This window comes from Paenibacillus sp. J22R3, from assembly GCF_056269305.1.
On sequence record NZ_JBWDNS010000009.1, the window covers coordinates 144688 to 162177 of the forward strand.

General features: G+C 49.3%; 15 protein-coding genes. 2 read left to right on the forward strand and 13 right to left on the reverse strand.

What is annotated here, in order from left to right; all coding sequences use genetic code 11:
* Positions 1–92: 92 nt before the first annotated feature.
* Positions 93–1628, forward strand: a complete 1536-nt coding sequence (locus AC0YN4_RS28745) for a sulfatase family protein (RefSeq protein ID WP_475837371.1) — start codon at positions 93–95, stop codon at positions 1626–1628.
* A gap of 61 nt (positions 1629–1689) precedes the next feature.
* On the opposite strand, the gene sigK is transcribed toward AC0YN4_RS28745, so the two are convergent.
* From sigK to AC0YN4_RS28770, 5 genes are all read right to left on the reverse strand, one after another.
* Positions 1690–2391: an RNA polymerase sporulation sigma factor SigK gene (sigK, locus tag AC0YN4_RS28750; RefSeq protein WP_475779077.1), complete on the reverse strand. Its 702-nt coding sequence runs from the start codon at positions 2389–2391 to the stop codon at positions 1690–1692.
* 38 nt (positions 2392–2429) lie between these two features.
* Positions 2430–2639, reverse strand: coding sequence for a hypothetical protein (locus AC0YN4_RS28755; RefSeq protein WP_475837372.1), 210 nt, complete (start codon positions 2637–2639; stop codon positions 2430–2432).
* Between the two features lie 171 nt (positions 2640–2810).
* Positions 2811–3908, reverse strand: a complete 1098-nt coding sequence (locus AC0YN4_RS28760; protein ID WP_475837383.1) for a Gfo/Idh/MocA family protein — start codon at positions 3906–3908, stop codon at positions 2811–2813.
* A gap of 31 nt (positions 3909–3939) precedes the next feature.
* Positions 3940–5103: a UxaA family hydrolase gene (locus tag AC0YN4_RS28765; protein ID WP_475779075.1), complete on the reverse strand. Its 1164-nt coding sequence runs from the start codon at positions 5101–5103 to the stop codon at positions 3940–3942.
* Positions 5100–5426: a UxaA family hydrolase gene (locus AC0YN4_RS28770; protein ID WP_475779074.1), complete on the reverse strand. Its 327-nt coding sequence runs from the start codon at positions 5424–5426 to the stop codon at positions 5100–5102. Before AC0YN4_RS28770 ends, AC0YN4_RS28765 begins: the two co-directional genes overlap by 4 nt.
* Before the next feature lie 155 nt (positions 5427–5581).
* Between AC0YN4_RS28770 and AC0YN4_RS28775 the strand changes: the two genes are divergently transcribed.
* The gene (locus AC0YN4_RS28775) at positions 5582–6454 is read left to right on the forward strand and encodes a helix-turn-helix domain-containing protein (protein WP_475779073.1); all 873 of its coding nucleotides are present in this window, start codon (positions 5582–5584) and stop codon (positions 6452–6454) included.
* Between the two features lie 64 nt (positions 6455–6518).
* On the opposite strand, the gene AC0YN4_RS28780 is transcribed toward AC0YN4_RS28775, so the two are convergent.
* The 8 genes from AC0YN4_RS28780 to AC0YN4_RS28815 form a co-directional block, all read right to left on the reverse strand.
* Positions 6519–7505 carry a Gfo/Idh/MocA family protein gene (locus tag AC0YN4_RS28780; RefSeq protein WP_475837373.1) on the reverse strand — a complete coding sequence of 329 codons (987 nt, stop codon included), beginning with the start codon at positions 7503–7505 and terminating at the stop codon, positions 6519–6521.
* A 76-nt stretch (positions 7506–7581) separates the two neighbouring features.
* On the reverse strand, positions 7582–8538 hold the full coding sequence (locus tag AC0YN4_RS28785; RefSeq protein ID WP_475837374.1) for a 3'-5' exoribonuclease YhaM family protein: 957 nt from the start codon (positions 8536–8538) through the stop codon (positions 7582–7584).
* 118 nt (positions 8539–8656) lie between these two features.
* Complete coding sequence (locus AC0YN4_RS28790) at positions 8657–10285, reverse strand: response regulator (RefSeq protein WP_475837384.1); 1629 nt, start codon at positions 10283–10285, stop codon at positions 8657–8659.
* Positions 10272–12038 carry a histidine kinase gene (locus AC0YN4_RS28795; protein ID WP_475837375.1) on the reverse strand — a complete coding sequence of 589 codons (1767 nt, stop codon included), beginning with the start codon at positions 12036–12038 and terminating at the stop codon, positions 10272–10274. The genes AC0YN4_RS28790 and AC0YN4_RS28795 overlap by 14 nt, the downstream gene beginning before the upstream one ends.
* Before the next feature lie 45 nt (positions 12039–12083).
* On the reverse strand, positions 12084–12962 hold the full coding sequence (locus tag AC0YN4_RS28800; RefSeq protein WP_475779069.1) for a carbohydrate ABC transporter permease: 879 nt from the start codon (positions 12960–12962) through the stop codon (positions 12084–12086).
* Positions 12963–12974: 12 nt separating this feature from the next.
* Positions 12975–13871: an ABC transporter permease gene (locus AC0YN4_RS28805; protein WP_475837376.1), complete on the reverse strand. Its 897-nt coding sequence runs from the start codon at positions 13869–13871 to the stop codon at positions 12975–12977.
* 90 nt (positions 13872–13961) lie between these two features.
* Positions 13962–15773, reverse strand: a complete 1812-nt coding sequence (locus AC0YN4_RS28810; protein WP_475837377.1) for a type 2 periplasmic-binding domain-containing protein — start codon at positions 15771–15773, stop codon at positions 13962–13964.
* A 188-nt stretch (positions 15774–15961) separates the two neighbouring features.
* Positions 15962–17209: an MFS transporter gene (locus AC0YN4_RS28815; RefSeq protein WP_475837378.1), complete on the reverse strand. Its 1248-nt coding sequence runs from the start codon at positions 17207–17209 to the stop codon at positions 15962–15964.
* Positions 17210–17490 lie beyond the last annotated feature (281 nt).

Consider the following 17490-nt stretch of genomic DNA (forward strand, 5'->3'; position numbering starts at 1 on the left):
CGACCTGACAATTTGATAAAGCAAACCATACACGACGCTATTTTACAACTTCTTACTTTGCAATACAATTTATTAACGGAGGTGTATCATTCATGACGAAACCAAACATTTTGTTAATTACAAGCGATCAACAGCATTGGGACACGCTGGGTTATTTCAATAACGAATTAAGTACACCTAATCTAGATCGTCTTGTTCGTTCAGGCACAACGTTTACCAGAGCCTACTGCCCGAATCCGACTTGTACGCCAAGCCGGGCATCCATTATTACGGGGCAATACCCTAGCCAGCACGGCGCATGGACGCTTGGAACGAAGCTATTGGAAGACCGTCACTGTGTAGGAGAGGACTTCAGCGCTGCCGGCTATCGTACAGCCCTTGTTGGCAAAGCTCATTTTCAGCCTCTCTCGTCAACGGATCAATACCCTTCAGTGGAGGCTTACCCGATTTTGCAGGATTTGGATAAATGGAAAAGCTTCCATGGACCTTTCTATGGCTTCGAGCATGTTGAGCTCACGCGCAACCATACAAACGAAGCACATGTCGGTCAGCACTATGCCTTATGGTTAGAGGAGAAAGGCTGCACCAATTGGCGTGACTACTTCCTTCCCCCTACCGGGAATATGGATCCTGCCATCACGTACAAATGGCCCATCCCGGAAGAATACCATTACAACACATGGATTGCCGAGCGCACGAATGCGCTTATGGAGCAGTACAAGGAGGAAGACAAACCATTCTTCCTGTGGTCCAGCTTCTTCGATCCGCATCCGGAATATTTGGCACCGGAGCCATGGGATGCGATGTACGACCCGGACACGCTCACTGTTCCTTCGCTCGTGCCGGGCGAGCATGAGAAGAACCCGCCTCATTTCGGCTTAACCCAAGAACACGCTCCGGACTTCTCGCCTTGGGTTGAAACCGGCAAAGGCATTCACGGCTACCGCTCGCATCATTATTACGAATACGGAGAGCGGAAGAAGCTGACCGAATACGACAAGAAGAAGCTTATTGCCGTCTACTATGGCATGATCAGCCTAATGGACAAATATATCGGTACTATACTGGACAAACTGGACGAGCTCGGAATCGCAGACAACACGATTGTCGTATTTACTACCGATCATGGTCACTTCTTCGGCCAGCATGGCTTACAGGCCAAAGGCGGCTTCCATTACGAGGACTTGATTCGTCTCCCGTTTATTGTGAGTTATCCGGGACATGTTACCGCAGGGGCAACATCCGATGCCATACAGTCGCTCGTTGACCTGGCGCCAACGTTCCTGTCGCTAAGCGGTATTCCGATTCCGTCTGCGATGACAGGCGTAGACCAAAGCCTGGTATGGAGAGGAGCTGCTTCTTCCGCCAGAGATCATGCGATTTGCGAATTCCGTCATGAGCCCACGACGATTCATCAGAAAACTTACGTGGATAAGCGTTACAAAATCACCGTTTATTACAATCAAACCTATGGTGAAATCTTCGATTTGCAGGAAGATCCGAAGGAACTGAATAACTTATGGGACGATCCCGAATATGCAGCGTTGAAATCCAAGCTGATGCTCAAGTACATTTGGGCGGAGCTAGGTAAAGAAGTGATGCCGATGCCGCGTATATCGGGAGCATAAGCTTTTACCAGCAGAAAGGCGGCAAGGGATTCATTAATCCCTCGCCGCCTTAAACCGACTATTATCGCTTCGCCTTATAAAATTCATGATACAGCTTCATCAAAGCTCGTTTCTCGATACGAGATACGTACGACCTGGATATTCCCAAATCCTTAGCAATTTCCCTTTGCGTTCTTTCCTCCCCGCCGGTTTCCAAGCCGAACCTCGCGACAACGACTTCCCGTTCCCGAGCATCCAGTATATCGAGATTTCGATAGATTTTTGATTTCTCAATGCTCAGCTGCACCTTCTCTAGCACTTCGTCTTGCTCCGTTCCCAAAATATCGATTAACGAGATTTCGTTGCCTTCTTTATCCGTGCCGATCGGATCATTCAGCGAGATATCTTTGCTGGATTTCTTCTTGGAACGGAAATGCATGAGAATTTCATTCTCGATGCATCGCGCGGCGAATGTAGCCAGCTTCGTTCCTTTATCCGGCGAATAGGATTCAATCGCTTTAATCAGCCCGATCGTGCCGATGGATATTAAATCCTCAGTATCTTCCTTCGAGTTGTCGAACTTCTTCACGACATGAGCGACTAATCGCAAGTTGTGCTCAATCAGGAGGTTCCGGGATTTTTGGTCGCCGTTTGCCATCAGCTGAATATGCCTCGCTTCTTCCTCCTCCTGCAACGGCTGCGGAAAAGCATTATTTTTCACATAGGAAACAAGCAGCGATAACTGTTTAATGAACAACGCAATAGCAGCAAACAATCCAGACATTCCTATCCCTCCCGTATGGTAGTGACGTTGGGTTGTGTTCACAACGTGTTGACGATATGGGCAACCAAACGAAGGTTATGCTCAATGAGCAGATTGCGCGAAACTTGATTTCCCTCCGCCATGAGCTGAAGGTGCTTAAGCTCATCTTCTTCATGCAGCGGCTGAGGAAAAGCGTTGTTCTTGACGTAAGAAACAAGGAGCGACAGCTGTTTGATAAACAATGCGATCGCCGCAAACAATCCGGGCATCGAAAAGCCACCTCCATACAATTTCGCCTCTAACAGGAAGACAACGAAGCCGTTCTCCCATTACCGACAGTGAAGACTGTTCTACAGTGTATGTAGGCGGCGGCCTATACGTGCCTGTACGGCCACAACAAAAAGAGCCTTGTCATCGCACATGACAAGACTCTTCCCAACTTATACGTTATCCGCGATCTCTTGAAGCGTCACAGGACGGTTCTCTTTCATGGACAAATACGCCCCGAACACCATTTGCATCGTCTTCAAATTATCCGCTACGCTGTTCTCTGGCTCGCGCTCTTCTTCCACGGCACGCATTAGCTCGCCCATCGTCCCCATGAAGGCATGCGGGAACCATTTGCCATGCAGCTTCGGCGTGAACCAGTAATCCTCATGGATCGCTTTGGTAAAGAAGCTGAGTGTGTCTTCACGACCAACCGGATAGTTGTAAAGCGATCCGTTCGTCCCTTTGATGATGCCCTCCGTGCCTTCGAAGCGATACGTCGCATACCAGTCATCTTCATCAGCGATATGGTTATGATTATCATGAATGATGCCGCGAGCTTCGCCCGCAAACTTGATGTGCAGCAGCGTGCGCGTCTCCCCGATCGTGCGCTGTCCCGGGAAACGTGCTCCATCGGCATACACATACTCCGGCGTACCGAACAAGAATCGAATCGCATCCATGTAGTGAATGCTGTGATACATGAATTCCAGCGTCGGCATTTCACGCAGCCAGCCCCAGTTGGCAAAGTCCTGCTTCACATTCACTTGAATCGAAGCCTGCAGCAGCTCCCCGAGCCATCCGCGCTGAATGATCGTATGGCTCGCGCGAATGCTTGGCGACCAGCGCATCTGCTGGTTGACGGCACCTTTGACGCCATAACGCTCGCATGCTTGTTGAATTCGCACAGCCTCAGGGTAGGATTCTGCCAATGGTTTCTGGCAAAGAAAATGTTTGCCCGCCGCTGCTGCCCGCTCCGCAATCTCCGGTTGAATCTTCGCAGGGATTGCGAGATCCGCTATTCGAACTTCCGGGTCTGCAAGCAGCTCATCGAGCTCCTTATAGACTTTCGGAATGCCGAATTTAGCTGCAAGCTTCTCTGCCCGCTCCGTATTCACGTCATATATGCCGACAACGCGTAGACCGCCCATTTGATAGGCCGGCAGGTGGCAGGCATCCACTATTTCACCTGCACCGATAATGCCGATGCCCATTTCCTTATTGGCAGGCAGGGCCGGGCGATACTCTAGATCCAGCCAATTCTCTTTCATCGCACTCACGCCTTACGCACCTCCGTCCATTCTACAAGCTTGGTCCGATCCGGTTAATACTGAACTCCTGATGACCCAGTACTTCCGCTTTCGTCCATTTGCCTTCCGCAACCTCAACGATTTCCTGCCAGATCCGCTCGCCCGCTTGTTCTAGGCTAGCCGTTCCGTCCAGCATATCGCTGACGTCAATATCCATATTATCTTCCATTCGCTGGAACATCATTTTGTTACCGGTAATCTTAATGACCGGTACGACTGCAGCGCCTGTCGGCGTGCCGCGACCTGTTGTGAAACAGACGATATGAACACCGCCGGCGGCCATACCCGATACGCATTCAATATCATTACCCGGCGAATCCATAAAATAAAGCCCGTTCTCAGGGATATACTCCGCATATTCTATGATGCCTTTAATTGGCGCTTTGCCGCATTTGCTAATGCAACCCAGCGACTTCTCCTCGATCGTAGACAATCCGCCGGCAATGTTGCCCGGGCTCGGGTTACCGCCGCGCATGTCTGCGCCCATCCGTTCAACCTCTTTATCAAAGCGGCTAACGATATAGTAGAGTCGGTCAGAGAGCTCCTCCGTTACGCAGCGCTCAGCCAGCAAATGCTCAGCGCCGATAATTTCCGTCGTCTCGCCAATTACGATAGAACCGCCTTCAGCGATTAGCGAATCCGCAGCCGCACCGAGTGCCGGATTGGATGCAAGTCCGGAAGTGGCGTCAGATCCGCCGCATTTGACTGCTACTTTAAGCTTGCTAAGCGGAACCGGCACCTTCTCTTCTTTCTCCAGCTCAGCCATCATCCGTTTCGCCAATTCCGTACCATATGAAATCGCCTTAACCGAACCGCCGACGGATTGAATGTCGAACACCTCGACAGGCTTGCCTGTTTTGCGAATTTCCTCAGCCAATGCAATCGGGTCTACAACCTCGCATCCTAAGCTGATGATGATAACGGCGCCAACGTTAGGATTCTTGCCTGTACCGGCAAGCACATCGAACGTACGCTCTTTATCTGCGCCGATTTGACTGCATCCGTGCTGATGCGGAATCGCAATGCTGCCTGGTACCATTTGCATAATCCGGCTGCATACCTGATTCGAGCAAATAACGGTCGGGATGATCAGCAGATGATTGCGAATTCCGATATCTCCATTTGGGCGTTCGTACGCCATGAATGTCTTACTCATTGCGCTGCCTCCTTCATCCCCAGGTCCCCGCGGCCGCGGATGCCTTCAATATTGTGTACATGCACATGGCAGCCAAGCGTAATCGGCTTCACAGCCCGTCCGATGACTTCTCCGTATTTGCGAACGTCTTCTCCGGAAGCAATGTCCGAGATCGCCACTTTATGGCCAAAAGGAATATCCTCTGCGAGTGTAATCATTTGCAGCTCGGCTGCATTGCGGTAATGAATCGATTCTCCTGCTTTCATATCGCGAAGCGCTGTTGCTACATGATCGCGCTCGTCCATGTACAATGCGTCTGCGCCTGTTTCAATACGGTGTTCCACGTAAGCTCCGCCTTCCGGTGTTACAGAATGATAGACAATCTTCTTCAGCTTCGATATAGTTCAATTATAGAAACTAAGAAACAGAATATAAATAATCAATATCGCTGAAAATATACCTTTTTTTGCACTATTCACATCCTGGAGGTGACAATCCGTTGAACCCGCTTCGCAAACATTTTGATCCCGACTCCTCGCTGCCAATTGAGCTCGCCCTGCACAGTACGAAGAATCTGCAGTCGGAGCTGCCGGATCATCTTCATGATTGGTATGAGATTATCTATGTTCACAGCGGCGCCGGCTCGTTCTTTATCAATCATACCTTCTATGAGATGCAGGCCGGAGATCTCTATCTGATCCCTGGCAATACGATACATCGTACACTTCCTCATTCGGATGAACCGCTCACGTCATCAGCTATGTTCTTCAGCGGACAATATGTGCAAACGACCGCAATCGGCAAGGATTCGTACTCTTTCTTGCGCAGTTTCGATTTGGCCAAGACGCTGCGCAATTACCGCCTTGAGCTGCTCCCGGCTGAACGCATTCGGATCGAATCCATCATCGACGAGATGAACGAGGAGTTCCTTCTGCGAAAGCCCGGTTACCGACAAGCGGTGCTGCTGCTGCTGCAGACCGTACTTCTCCATACGAATCGCAAAATGAACCCCGGTGAGCCTAAGCAGCAACATGGCGGATCACGACCGGTATGGCTGCAATCCGCGCTGAACTACATCGACGCACATCTGGTAGAGAGCTTAAGCTTGTCCGCACTCGCGGCGCGCGCAGCCGTCAGTCCTTCCTATTTCTCCAGAATGTTCAAACAGATGACCGGGCTAAATGTAACGGAATATGTCATCGCCAAACGAATCATGCATGCCAAGGAGCTGCTTGCTGACACCGATTATACGGTAGCTGAAATCGCAACCATGTGCGGCTTCGAGAGCCTGCCGCATTTCTACCGCATGTTCAAGAAAGTGGCGGGCAGCACCCCCGCACATTATAAACGTGTAGATGATCGAAGTCCCTAATTGCGCGCACAAAAAAACTGCAGCCCTATGAGTATCAAACTCATGCGACTGCAGCTTCTTCCTTTTATTTCAGATCAGCTGGATATACCAAACCTTGCTGACGACGTGCCTCATCTAAGATGTTCATAACAGCTATGGAATTCGCATGCGAATTCAGCTTGGATTCCCGTTCTCCGCTCTGAACCAATTCGATAAAGGCTTCCACCTCATAGCTCATCGTGTGGCGTTCAACCGGTTTGGACACATCTTCCACACGTCCGTCCCGGTAATGGATGCGTATGTGGATCGGCAAATTAATGCTGTCGATCGTCATAGTCGCTTCCTCCCCTTGGATTTCCGCCAGCAGCGAGGAGTTGCTGATTTTGGAATACATAATGGAAGCTTCCATGTCCGGGTACTTCGCAATCAAGCTTCCTTGTCCATCTACGCCTGATTCCAGCAGGTAGCCGCTCGCCCGAATCTCATCCGGTTGACCGAACAGAACCACAAGCGGATAGATGCAATATACACCCAGGTCCATTAATGCCCCATTGGAGTATTCAGGTTTGAACGCATTCAATACTTGTCCTGCTTTGTAGGCATCGTAGCGCGAAGAATACTGACAGTAGCTTGCAAAATACCGCCGGACCTTCCCAAGCTTCGGCAGATGCTCGATGATCGACGTGAAACCAGGTAGTTGCGTGCTCTTCATCGCTTCCATGAAAACAACGTCATACTGTTTCGCCGCATCAACGATCAGCTGCAGCTCGCGCGTATTCGATGCTGCCGGTTTCTCGCACAGTACATGTTTCCCTTTGCTCATAAACAAGATAGCCAGCTCGGCATGGAGCGATGTTGGCGAGGCGATGTAGACCGCATCCAGCTCGCTGCTTGCCGCCATCTCCGCAGCATCCGTGAATGTGAATGGGATGTTATGCTTGGCTGCGTACGCCTCCGCCCGCTCCTCGGTTCTGGAATAAACTGCGGTTAGGCTGAACCCTTCCACTTCGCTTGCTGCTTCGATCATAGAATCCGTAATCCAATTCGTTCCGATAACGCCAAATCTAATCATAACAATCCTCCGACAAAGGTGATACGTTCTATTGTAGCAAGAAGAATCGGCTGCCGCCATCCTTCGCAAGTAGCTTTTAGAATGTAAGCCGGTAGAAGGCTTTATTCTCCAAGCCACGAATTTGCGGCGTCCATGCCTCATGGCTGCCTGTAGTGTCGAAAGCATCCTCGATCATTTGCAGCTTCGCATCGATTGAATCGATATGATGCAGTGCCAGCGCTTCTGCCAGCTGCGGCTGAACAGGACTTCCCCATTCACCAAGATTATGATGGGAGAGCACAAGGTGCTGCAGAGCCATGATGCGCTCTGAATCCGGATCGATGGCGAGACGCATTGCCGCTTCCGCTACCCACAGCGAGGCTTGCGAGATATGCCCGATCAGCTTGCCCGCATTACTATAGTCTGACACGATGCCAAGCTCAGAAACCATCTCCACCGGCTTCGCGATATCATGCAGAATGATGCCGGCCTTCAGCAGGTCCGCATTCAAGAACGGCCGCTGCATGCAGATGAACTCTCCCAGCTCCAGCATCCGTGAGATATGATACACAAGACCGGCATAGTACGCGTGGTGATGTGATTTGGCCGCAGGCGCATGAAGCAGCTTATCCCCGACTTTGTTCAAGCAATAGTCTACAACGCCGCGAATCTCTGTATCCGCTATGCTGTCTTTGGCCTTATGAATACCTGCAAGCAGCACCTCCGGCTGAACCGGTGCCGATCTTACGAAATCCGTTAACTGAACGCCGTCGGCTTCGGTCGTCTTACGAATGCGAACGATCTTCACCTGCAGCTTCTCCCGGTAGAGCTGAGCCATACCTTGCACCTTTACAAGGGTAAGCGGTACTAGGTTTTCTTTATCCGACGGTGTCGCGTCCCACAGCTTCCCGGCCACATGACCGCTGGCATCCGAAAGCACAATATTCATGAAATCCTTAGGAGGCGTCGTATTGGTTTGTTTCACTTCACTCTCTTTAATGAGATAGAAACCGACAAATTCTTCGCCATCTCGTAAATCTTTGACAATCGTCATGCACATTTCCCTCCACCTATTCGACAACCTGACACCTAGAACTTCGGGAGGGTCATGGCAAAATCCTTTAATAAGCACATTTTTTCCTATGAAATCGATCCTTGTGCCGCAAATCCGATCATAGTACCGCCCGTTCCCGATACTCCTGTGGGGTCATATTGGAATGAGCCTTAAACAGCTTGATAAAATGCGGCACAGCTTGATAACCGAGCGTCTGCGCAATTTCGTAAATTTTCTTATCGCTGCTGCGCAGCATGTAGGTTGCCAGCTCCATCCGATATTTTAGAATATAATCGCTTAGATTTGTACCGGTTTCTGCCCGATAGGCTCGTGACAGGTAGGCCGGATGTAAGCCAATGTGCGCCGCAACCGACTGCAGCGACAGGCTGCCATTCATATTCTGCTCCACATAAAGATGTACCTTATCCATCAGGCTGACCTTCTGCTTATCTGCTTGATCGCCGAACAGCTCTTGAATACTTCGAAAGAGGAAGTAAGCCCACCTCTCCAGCTGCGCTAAGGAAGGAGCGGCAGGCATAAGGCCGAAGGTAGAGCTGCCAAGCTCACTCAGCAGCTTCCCCTTCTTATGCGCCATATACTGATAAGCCCCTGCGATCGTAAAATACGCTTCATTCGCATACTCCGGCGGGTAATGAACACTTCTCAATTCATCGAAAATTTCATTCAGCTTCTTGTCTGCTCCGGCCCAATTCCCGGTATCGAGCAAATGCAGCAGCAGAGGCGGCTTATACAGGGAAGTCATATTCCCGATTGCGGGCGTCTCCGGCCCATCATCCACGCGCAGAAATACACTTTGCAGGCTATCCTTCTCAATTGTCCTCATCCCGTTCACGATCATTCGGTATTGCTTGGGCAATCCCTCCGGAAAGGCTGTCCCTTTCACGGCCACCGCAACGGACAAGCTGTTGTTTAGCAGCGATTCCGCCTTCTTCTTCAGCTTGGCTGCTCGGCAATCGAGTGCAGAGCGGTCCATCCCTGTGAATATGCCGTCTCTGCTCCCGATTGGCGAGGCGATACATACAAGATATTCATTCTGATCCAAGCAGAACCATAGATGGAACGCATCATGAAACACTTCCTCCGCCATATTCATGACCGCATATTCAATGAGTGCTCGATCCATTCGTTTATAGTCCTGCATTCGCCCTTCCAGTCGTACGACGAACATACCGGTATCCTGTTGAGTCGAGAAAGGCAGCTCCAACATGGATAGTTTCCGCTCAAGCTCCGCATCTGCTACGCGTCCCTCGCTTAATAACCGTCCCAGCAGCTCGCTGCGTAAGGTTGGCAGGTTCTCTCTGTAAGCATACACACTGCGCTGCTGCTGATTATGCACCTTCAGCTCGTCCGCAATCTCGTCTACGAGTTTTTCCAGCTTCGAGCGCAGCTGTTCCGGGTTAACCGGCTTCATGAGGTAGCCTGAAGTGTTAAACGGTACGATACTTTGCGCGTATTCGAAATCCGCATACCCCGACAGAACGATCAATTTCACTTTCTGATTCGTTCTTCTAATCTCTTGGATTAATTCAACGCCACTCATCTCCGGCATCCGAATATCCGTAATGACAAGCTGAATGGAATGCTCTCGGAATATCGCGAGCGCCTCTTCGCCTGAGAACGCCTTATGAATACGCACAATACCGAGCTCATCCTTCGGTATCGTTGCCGCGATGCTATCCACCTGAGAAGGGATGTCGTCGACGATCAGTATTTCAAATATGGGAATCGCCTCCCTCTTTGATAATTACGAGCCGTGCACGCAATCCGCCTAAAGCAGAGTGATCGATATGCAAACCCGATAGTGGGCCAAAATAATGCCGCAATCGCTGATGCACATTCCATAATCCGAGACTCAGCAACGCACTGGATTGCTGAAGGCAGCTGCAGAGAGCCGCAATCGCCTCCTGCTTCATGCCGATTCCATTGTCTTCAACCGCAAGCTCGCAGCCGTTCTCGGTCCGATAGCCGGAGATGATGATCCGGAATTCGCCTTTCCTTCCACCCATACCATGCACGATCGCATTCTCGACAAGCGGCTGAAGGAGAAGCCGCGGCAGGAGCAGCTGCATCATGCCTTCTTCAATATGTTCATCGTAGCGAAGCCGTTCCGACTGCATCCGGTGAATTTCCAAGTAATTGCGAAGCAGATCCATCTCTTCCGCGAGGAAGGTCAGCTGCTGCTCCGTCTTCGTCGTATAGCGATAATATTGGCTTAGATGCTGAGTGAAAGCGACGATCGCTTTCGTCTTGTCCAGCTGCGCCATACTTTGGATATAAGCGAAATTATTGTATAAGAAATGCGGATTAATCTGCGCTTGCAGATGTTTCAGCGAGGATTCCTTCGCGCGAAGCTCCTCGATATAAACCTTATCAATTAACGTTTGGATATCGTCTGACATCAAGTTAAACTGCTCGATTAAATAATGGAATTCATTCTGCGGCTCGCGTTCAATCCTATGACCATATTCACCACGGCGCAGCGACTTCACCGCACGAATTAACTCATAGATCGGCCTTTGTACATTCCGATACAGCAGTGCCGCAGCTGCAACACCAAGCACCAGAAGCAGCAGCCCTGCCCCATAGAAAATCCGTTTGCTCTGATCAATCGGCTGCAGCACCTTCTTCATCGGCACAAAATCAACCAAATACCAGCCTAATGCGGCAGATGCCGCATAGTTAACCAAGTATGGCTCATCGTGAAACGTAATCTTGATGGAGCCTTCTTTATTCAGCGCATTCTGTTTCAGGACGGCGAATTGACGAGTCATCTCCCCGATCAACTGCTTATCCGAATCATGCGTTTGAATCGTCTCGAATGACGGATTATATAAGAAAGGCTTGCCGCCGCTGCCCTGCATGAACCGCTCCAGCATGTGGACTAGATTCTCCGTCGAGAAGGTTACTTCCACATATAAATTCGGATTCTCGGGTTTTCCCTGCGGGGTAAAGGGCAATATCAAATGGCGCACGAACGCCTTCTCTTCTCCCCGTTCCGTTTCAATAAGTCGATAATCCCAATAGTCTTGAACCGCATTCTCGAAATAAGCTTCATTGTACTCTTCCATCCAATTGGTCGATACTGCTACACCGGACGGCGGTGAGAAGACAGTCAGTTTATTGGTCCAGGCTAAGGTGGTCGATTGCATATCGAGCTTCTCCTGCAGCAGCTTCTTCGCTTCAAGCCTCGAATAGGTTTGCACGTTTGAGGATCGGAACTGCAACTGAACCACATCCGGTTCTCTGGCGATGACGAATGCCGCCCTCCACAGCCGATCTACCTCCGTATCCATCTGATCGACAAAGAAACGGAGCCGATTCAGGTTAACCTGAAGCAGCTCTCGTTCCACTACGCCTGTGCTTATTTTGTTAGAGGAGTTGTACATCATCACGATCGGTACAAGCAGGAGCACGATGACGATCATAATCTTGGTAAAAATATTAATTCTGCCGCCTACGACACGTCTGAATCGCATCATGCATGGTCACCATCCGATTCCGTTCCTCTTTGGCCTGAATATCGATTAAGATTTTACAGAACCGAGCACGATCCCTTTGACAAAATATTTCTGCAGGAACGGATACACCATCAGAATCGGCAGTGCGCCGATGAAGATTTGCGCTGCTTTGACCGTTCGGTTCGAGAAGTTGGCAATCGACTCCGTCGATACGCCAATACGGGATAAGTTGTCGCTGACAATCATGGAATGCAGATACGAGGCTAGCGGGTAGCCATCCGGCTTCGACATATAGATAATGCCATCAAACCAAGAGTTCCAGTGCGATACCATCGTGAACAGTGACAATGTAGCGATAGATGGCATGGATACCGGTAAATAGACACTCCATAGTACGCGCAAATGACCTGCACCATCGATATAGGCCGCTTCTTCAAGGTCCTGTGGAATGGTTCGGAAGAAGTTGAGCATGAGGATCATATTCCACACACTTACCGCTCCGGGCAATACGAGCGCCCAGATGCTATCTAGCAGATGAAGCTTGCTGATGACGATATACGAAGGAATGAGGCCTCCTGAGAATAACATCGTGAAGACGAAGATCCACGTGTACACTTGACGCCCGGGGAAGCGAAGGCTTGTTTTCGACAAGCTGTAGGACGCCATCGTTATGACAGCCATGGAAATGACCGTACCCAGTATCGTACGCTCTGCGCCGATCCACATCGCCAATAGAAATTTCTCATTGGCCAATGTCTTCGCATAAGCGTCCAATGTAAAGCCGATCGGCCAGAAGTTGACGATATTAGCTGTAGCAGCGGCACGAGAACTGAAGGACACCGCAAAGACGTGGATCAATGGAAGAATACAGAGAATGCCAAGTAAACTCAGCAGAATGTTATTAGAAATCGCAAACGCAGCGTAACCTCGGGAGCGAAATTTCATTACGGGCCTCCTTTAGAAGATTCGGTAGTTGGCTAGCTTGTACGCCAATCTGTAGCTGACAATAATCAAGATGAAGCCGATCACCGACTTGAATAGCCCCACGGCCGTACCAAAGCTGAATTGCCCATTGTTCAAGCCAACGCGATACACAAACGTATCAATAATGTCACCGTGCGAGAATACAAGCGGATTGTAGAGATTTAAGATTTGATCGAATCCCGCATCCAAGATACGCCCAAGGGACAATGTTGCTACTACGATAACGATAGGCAGTATGAGTGGTACGGATATGTAAATGACTTGCTGCCAACGGGTGGCCCCGTCAATCTCTGCCGCTTCATATAAAGCCGGATTGATGCCAACGAGAGTAGCCAGGAAAATTATCGCCGAGAAGCCAAATTCCTTCCACACGTCGCTTACAATGACCGTAAAACGAAACCATTGGCCGTTACCTAGAAAGAATATGCTCTTGCCGCCAAACGCTTCGATCAGCCTATTCACGATCCCGCCATCCGTAGATAGGATATCGATCATGATCCCGCCAAGAATTACCCAAGATAGGAAGTGTGGCAAATAAACAAGTGTCTGTAGAATTCGTTTGAAGTAGGTTTTGGCAACTTCGTTAAGCAGAAGCGCAAAAATAATCGGGATAAACAAATTAATGACTAGTTTAAACGATGCAATTATTAGCGTGTTCCAGATGACCTGCTTACTGTCCGGATATTCAAACAAGGTGCGGAAATGCTCCAGTCCGACCCATGCCGACTTGGTGATGCCAAGCCATGGCTGATAGTCTTCAAAGGCTATGATGACGCCGAATAACGGAATGTAATTAAAAATGATACATAACACTAACGCAGGCAACACCAGTAAATGAAACGGCCATGTCTTCCTCCAATATGACGCCACGCTGCATCCTTCCTTTCCATAGAAAAACGGGGGATCGGCGACAGCTTGCAGCAGCCTCTCCCCCGTTTGTACTCTGTCACTTCATGCTCGTTATTTGATACTATCGGCGTACCATTCGTTCACTTCTTCGGTAATCTTCTCGCCGCCATTGTCCAGCCATTGCTTAGCGAACTCATCGAAGAACTCGAGCGGCTTCTCGCCGTAAATAATTTTCAAGTAGCTCTCCGTAGCGAGTTTCTTCAGCAGCTCGCCCTTGGATTTCATCGTAGCTGTCATCGGACCGGTGAAATAGTTTTTACCTTCTTCGATGCCTTGGTTCATCCGGACACCTGCGGCAACGATTTGTTTCTTCGCCATCTGTTTCACGTCGAACTCTCTTGTTGTCAGAGGCTCTGCGTTCGGATCTGCAAGGAATTTCTTGATCGGAGCGTCATTGGAGAACGGAATTGTTGTCGTACCGCCAATGATGCTTGCGATCATGAAACGCATATCCATCCGGCTGCCGTCTTTCAGCGGCCATTTGTCTTCCGGAACGCCTTCGTCCTTGTAGTTGCCTTTGATGATTTTACCGTCCATATTCACATAATCGTAACCTTCGTGATAACCGTCCTTGAAGCGTGGATCGAAGTACGGATCCCCTTCTTGCTCCAGGTTTTTAGCGAAGATTTTGTTGAAGTATGCAAACCATGCTTCGATATCTTTGAAGTCTTTGTTGAACATCGTGAAGCCGCCCGTGATCGATTTCTCAGCGCGGCCAACCGTTCCGTCAGCGCCGGCCGGAAGCTCGAATGGCTCGAAATCTGCTTTTGGATTCAGCTTGGTTACATCGCTAAGCGGCCAGTCGCCCATCCAGAACGGTCCGAACATTACGCCTGCTTTGCCGCTTGCAGCCATCTCGGAAGCTTTCATTGGATCTTTGATCCCAGCTTCTTTATCCATGTAGCCCTTGCTCATCCAATCTCTCATCGTTGTCAGGTACTTCTTCGCATCCGGATTAATCGCACCGTAGCTCAGTTTACCGTCATCGCCTAAGTTCCAGTAGCTTGTCACGTCGTACGTATTGATCATTTGCTTCGTAAATGCGCCGACAATCGCGTCCGTTTGACCCATCCACGTCCATGGACCTTCTTTTAACGGTACTGCCAAGCCGAATGTATCCGCCTTGCCATTGCCGTCCGGATCGTTCTCGGTGAATTGTTTGAGAACGTTTTCAAGTTCAGCGATCGTTTTAGGCGGCTGCAAACCAAGTGTATCCAGCCAATCTTTACGCACCCACATGACCGTTCCTTCATCGCCCATGAAGAAGCTTGGGAGTCCGTAAAGCTTACCGTCACGTTTTACTCCACCCAGTGCATAGTTGTATTTCTCAAGAATCTTCTTATATTCCGGATGCGCATATTTCTCTATCGCTTCATCAAGCGGCATTACCCGATCTGCAGAAATCAGATTCTGAACCGAATCGCCTGGTGCCGAGAATACATCCGGCAGCTTGCCGTTGCTGGAGAGCAGCAGTCGAATTTTCGTATCATAATCTTCCGGTTTCGTTACGATAAAATCGAACTTAATGTCGATCCCCATGTTTTCCTTCATCCAGCGGGTATGAGCGTTGTCTTCCATCGACTCTCCGGGCTTGAAGGCATTCCCCCTGGAAGCGCCATCATCTACAACCGCAGTTGTAATCGTAATCGGAGGATCGAATTTCTGGTTCCAAATATCAGCCGCCGGCTTCTCATCGGTTGCTGCTGCACCATTGTTTGCAGCTTGATTGTTCGTCGCCGTTGCTTTGGTGTTCGAAGCTTCTTGATTGCTGTTGTTGTTGTCGGAACAAGCAGCAAGCGTTGGAAGCATGCCAAGGACGAGTGAGAGCGTAACGCCTTTTGCTAGCTTTGCATACCGTTTCATGTCCTACCCCTTTACTTTGTAGTGGTGCTTACAAGGCTAATTATAGAGGCGGCCATTTGATGTTTATATATTCCATTCTTTACTTCATATCGCAAATTGTACATTGACACTGTTCGCGCAAAAACATAAAAAACCATGCTCTGACTCCTCATCAGCAGCACGGTTTTTCCTTTTACTAACAAATATTACTAACCAGAGATGGAGCTGTGAACGGCTGTACGCGAGGTTCTTCTTGCATAAAGGACCATCATAATTACACTAACCAGAAACGCCACAACGATAAAGACTAGCGGAAACTTTGCATTGATCGTATACGTCCATCCGCCAAGTATACCTGCAGGAAACGTGAAAATCAGAATGAGTACACCAAGAATGGAGAAGACTTTCGCTCTGTTATGGTCATCGATCGCATTCTGTATGGAAGACTCCAAATAAGGGCTTGCCAGCAGTCCGCCGATGGCCATCAGAACCGTACTCATAATCGTCGCCGTAATGTTCTCAGGCCCGGTTGTCAACAGCATGACGAACGACACCGCTGAAATCAGAAAACCCGCGATCATGTATCGATTGGCGAGGCGCTCCTTAAGTCTTGGTGTAACCACCATCAGGAATAAGATCATAGCAGCAGATGAAATCGCCGGGAAAATCGAGATCACCGAATCATTGATATGCAGGGCATCCACCCAATATACAGACAAGTACGTATTCCGGAGAGTCATTTGAAAATTGAATAGAATGTACACGCCGAAAATAATCATCAGTGCTTTATTCGCTACGATCATCTTCATGACATCTTTGTATTCGGTAATCGTATCCGAAAGGCTGACTGTCGAGCTTTCTTCCATCTTCTTAATGCCTATTGCAGTTTCATGCGTAGTTAAATGACGGACAATCATCATGATAGTCATCCCTACAAAAGCAATCACATACATAATGCGCATTGCCGGCACTAATGTGAATTGACTCACAAACAAGCCGCCAAGCGGCGCGAACAACCCTCCAATAACGCCGATAAACATAAGAATGGTAAACACGATGGAACGATCCTTTGGATCGGTATCTTCCACGAGCAGACAGTACCAAGCGGTAGTCGGCACACGTTGAAAACTGTTCACGACCGCGGCCACCAGGAAGAACCAGAAATTCTGTGAAACTGCCCAGATCAAGGTCGCGACGCTCCAACTAATGACATCATAAACGAGCAGCGCACGCCGCCTGCCCATTTTGTCAGTCAAATGACCGCTGATTAAAGACGTGAAGATTTGTATCGCCATCCCGATTGATGTAATGAGCCCAATCTGAGTTTCGCTTACCCCCAGTTCAAGCATATAGATCGAGGCGTAGGTCATGTACATGTTAAATGGGATCAGAAACAGCGGCTCATAGAGCAAGCAGTTTCTTGCATTCCCTTGAATCCTTCTCCACACACGCAGCATCCCCTTGATCTATTGTCTGTAAGCGTTCTCCATAACGTCATGTATTCGAAGATCAAGGTACCATATCCTTCATTTTTGCACAACAAAAAACCGACCAGTTGCTTCTGGTCGGTTCATTATGTATGGCGTATTGCGCCTTGAAAACTGGATACGAACCTTTGCGAAGGTCATCATTAGCTGATTGTTGTCCGAAGTTGAACATCCGAGCAGATGTTCGTAGGATAAGCCCTCGACCGATTAGTATTCGTCAGCTGCATGCATTGCTGCACTTCCACCTCGAA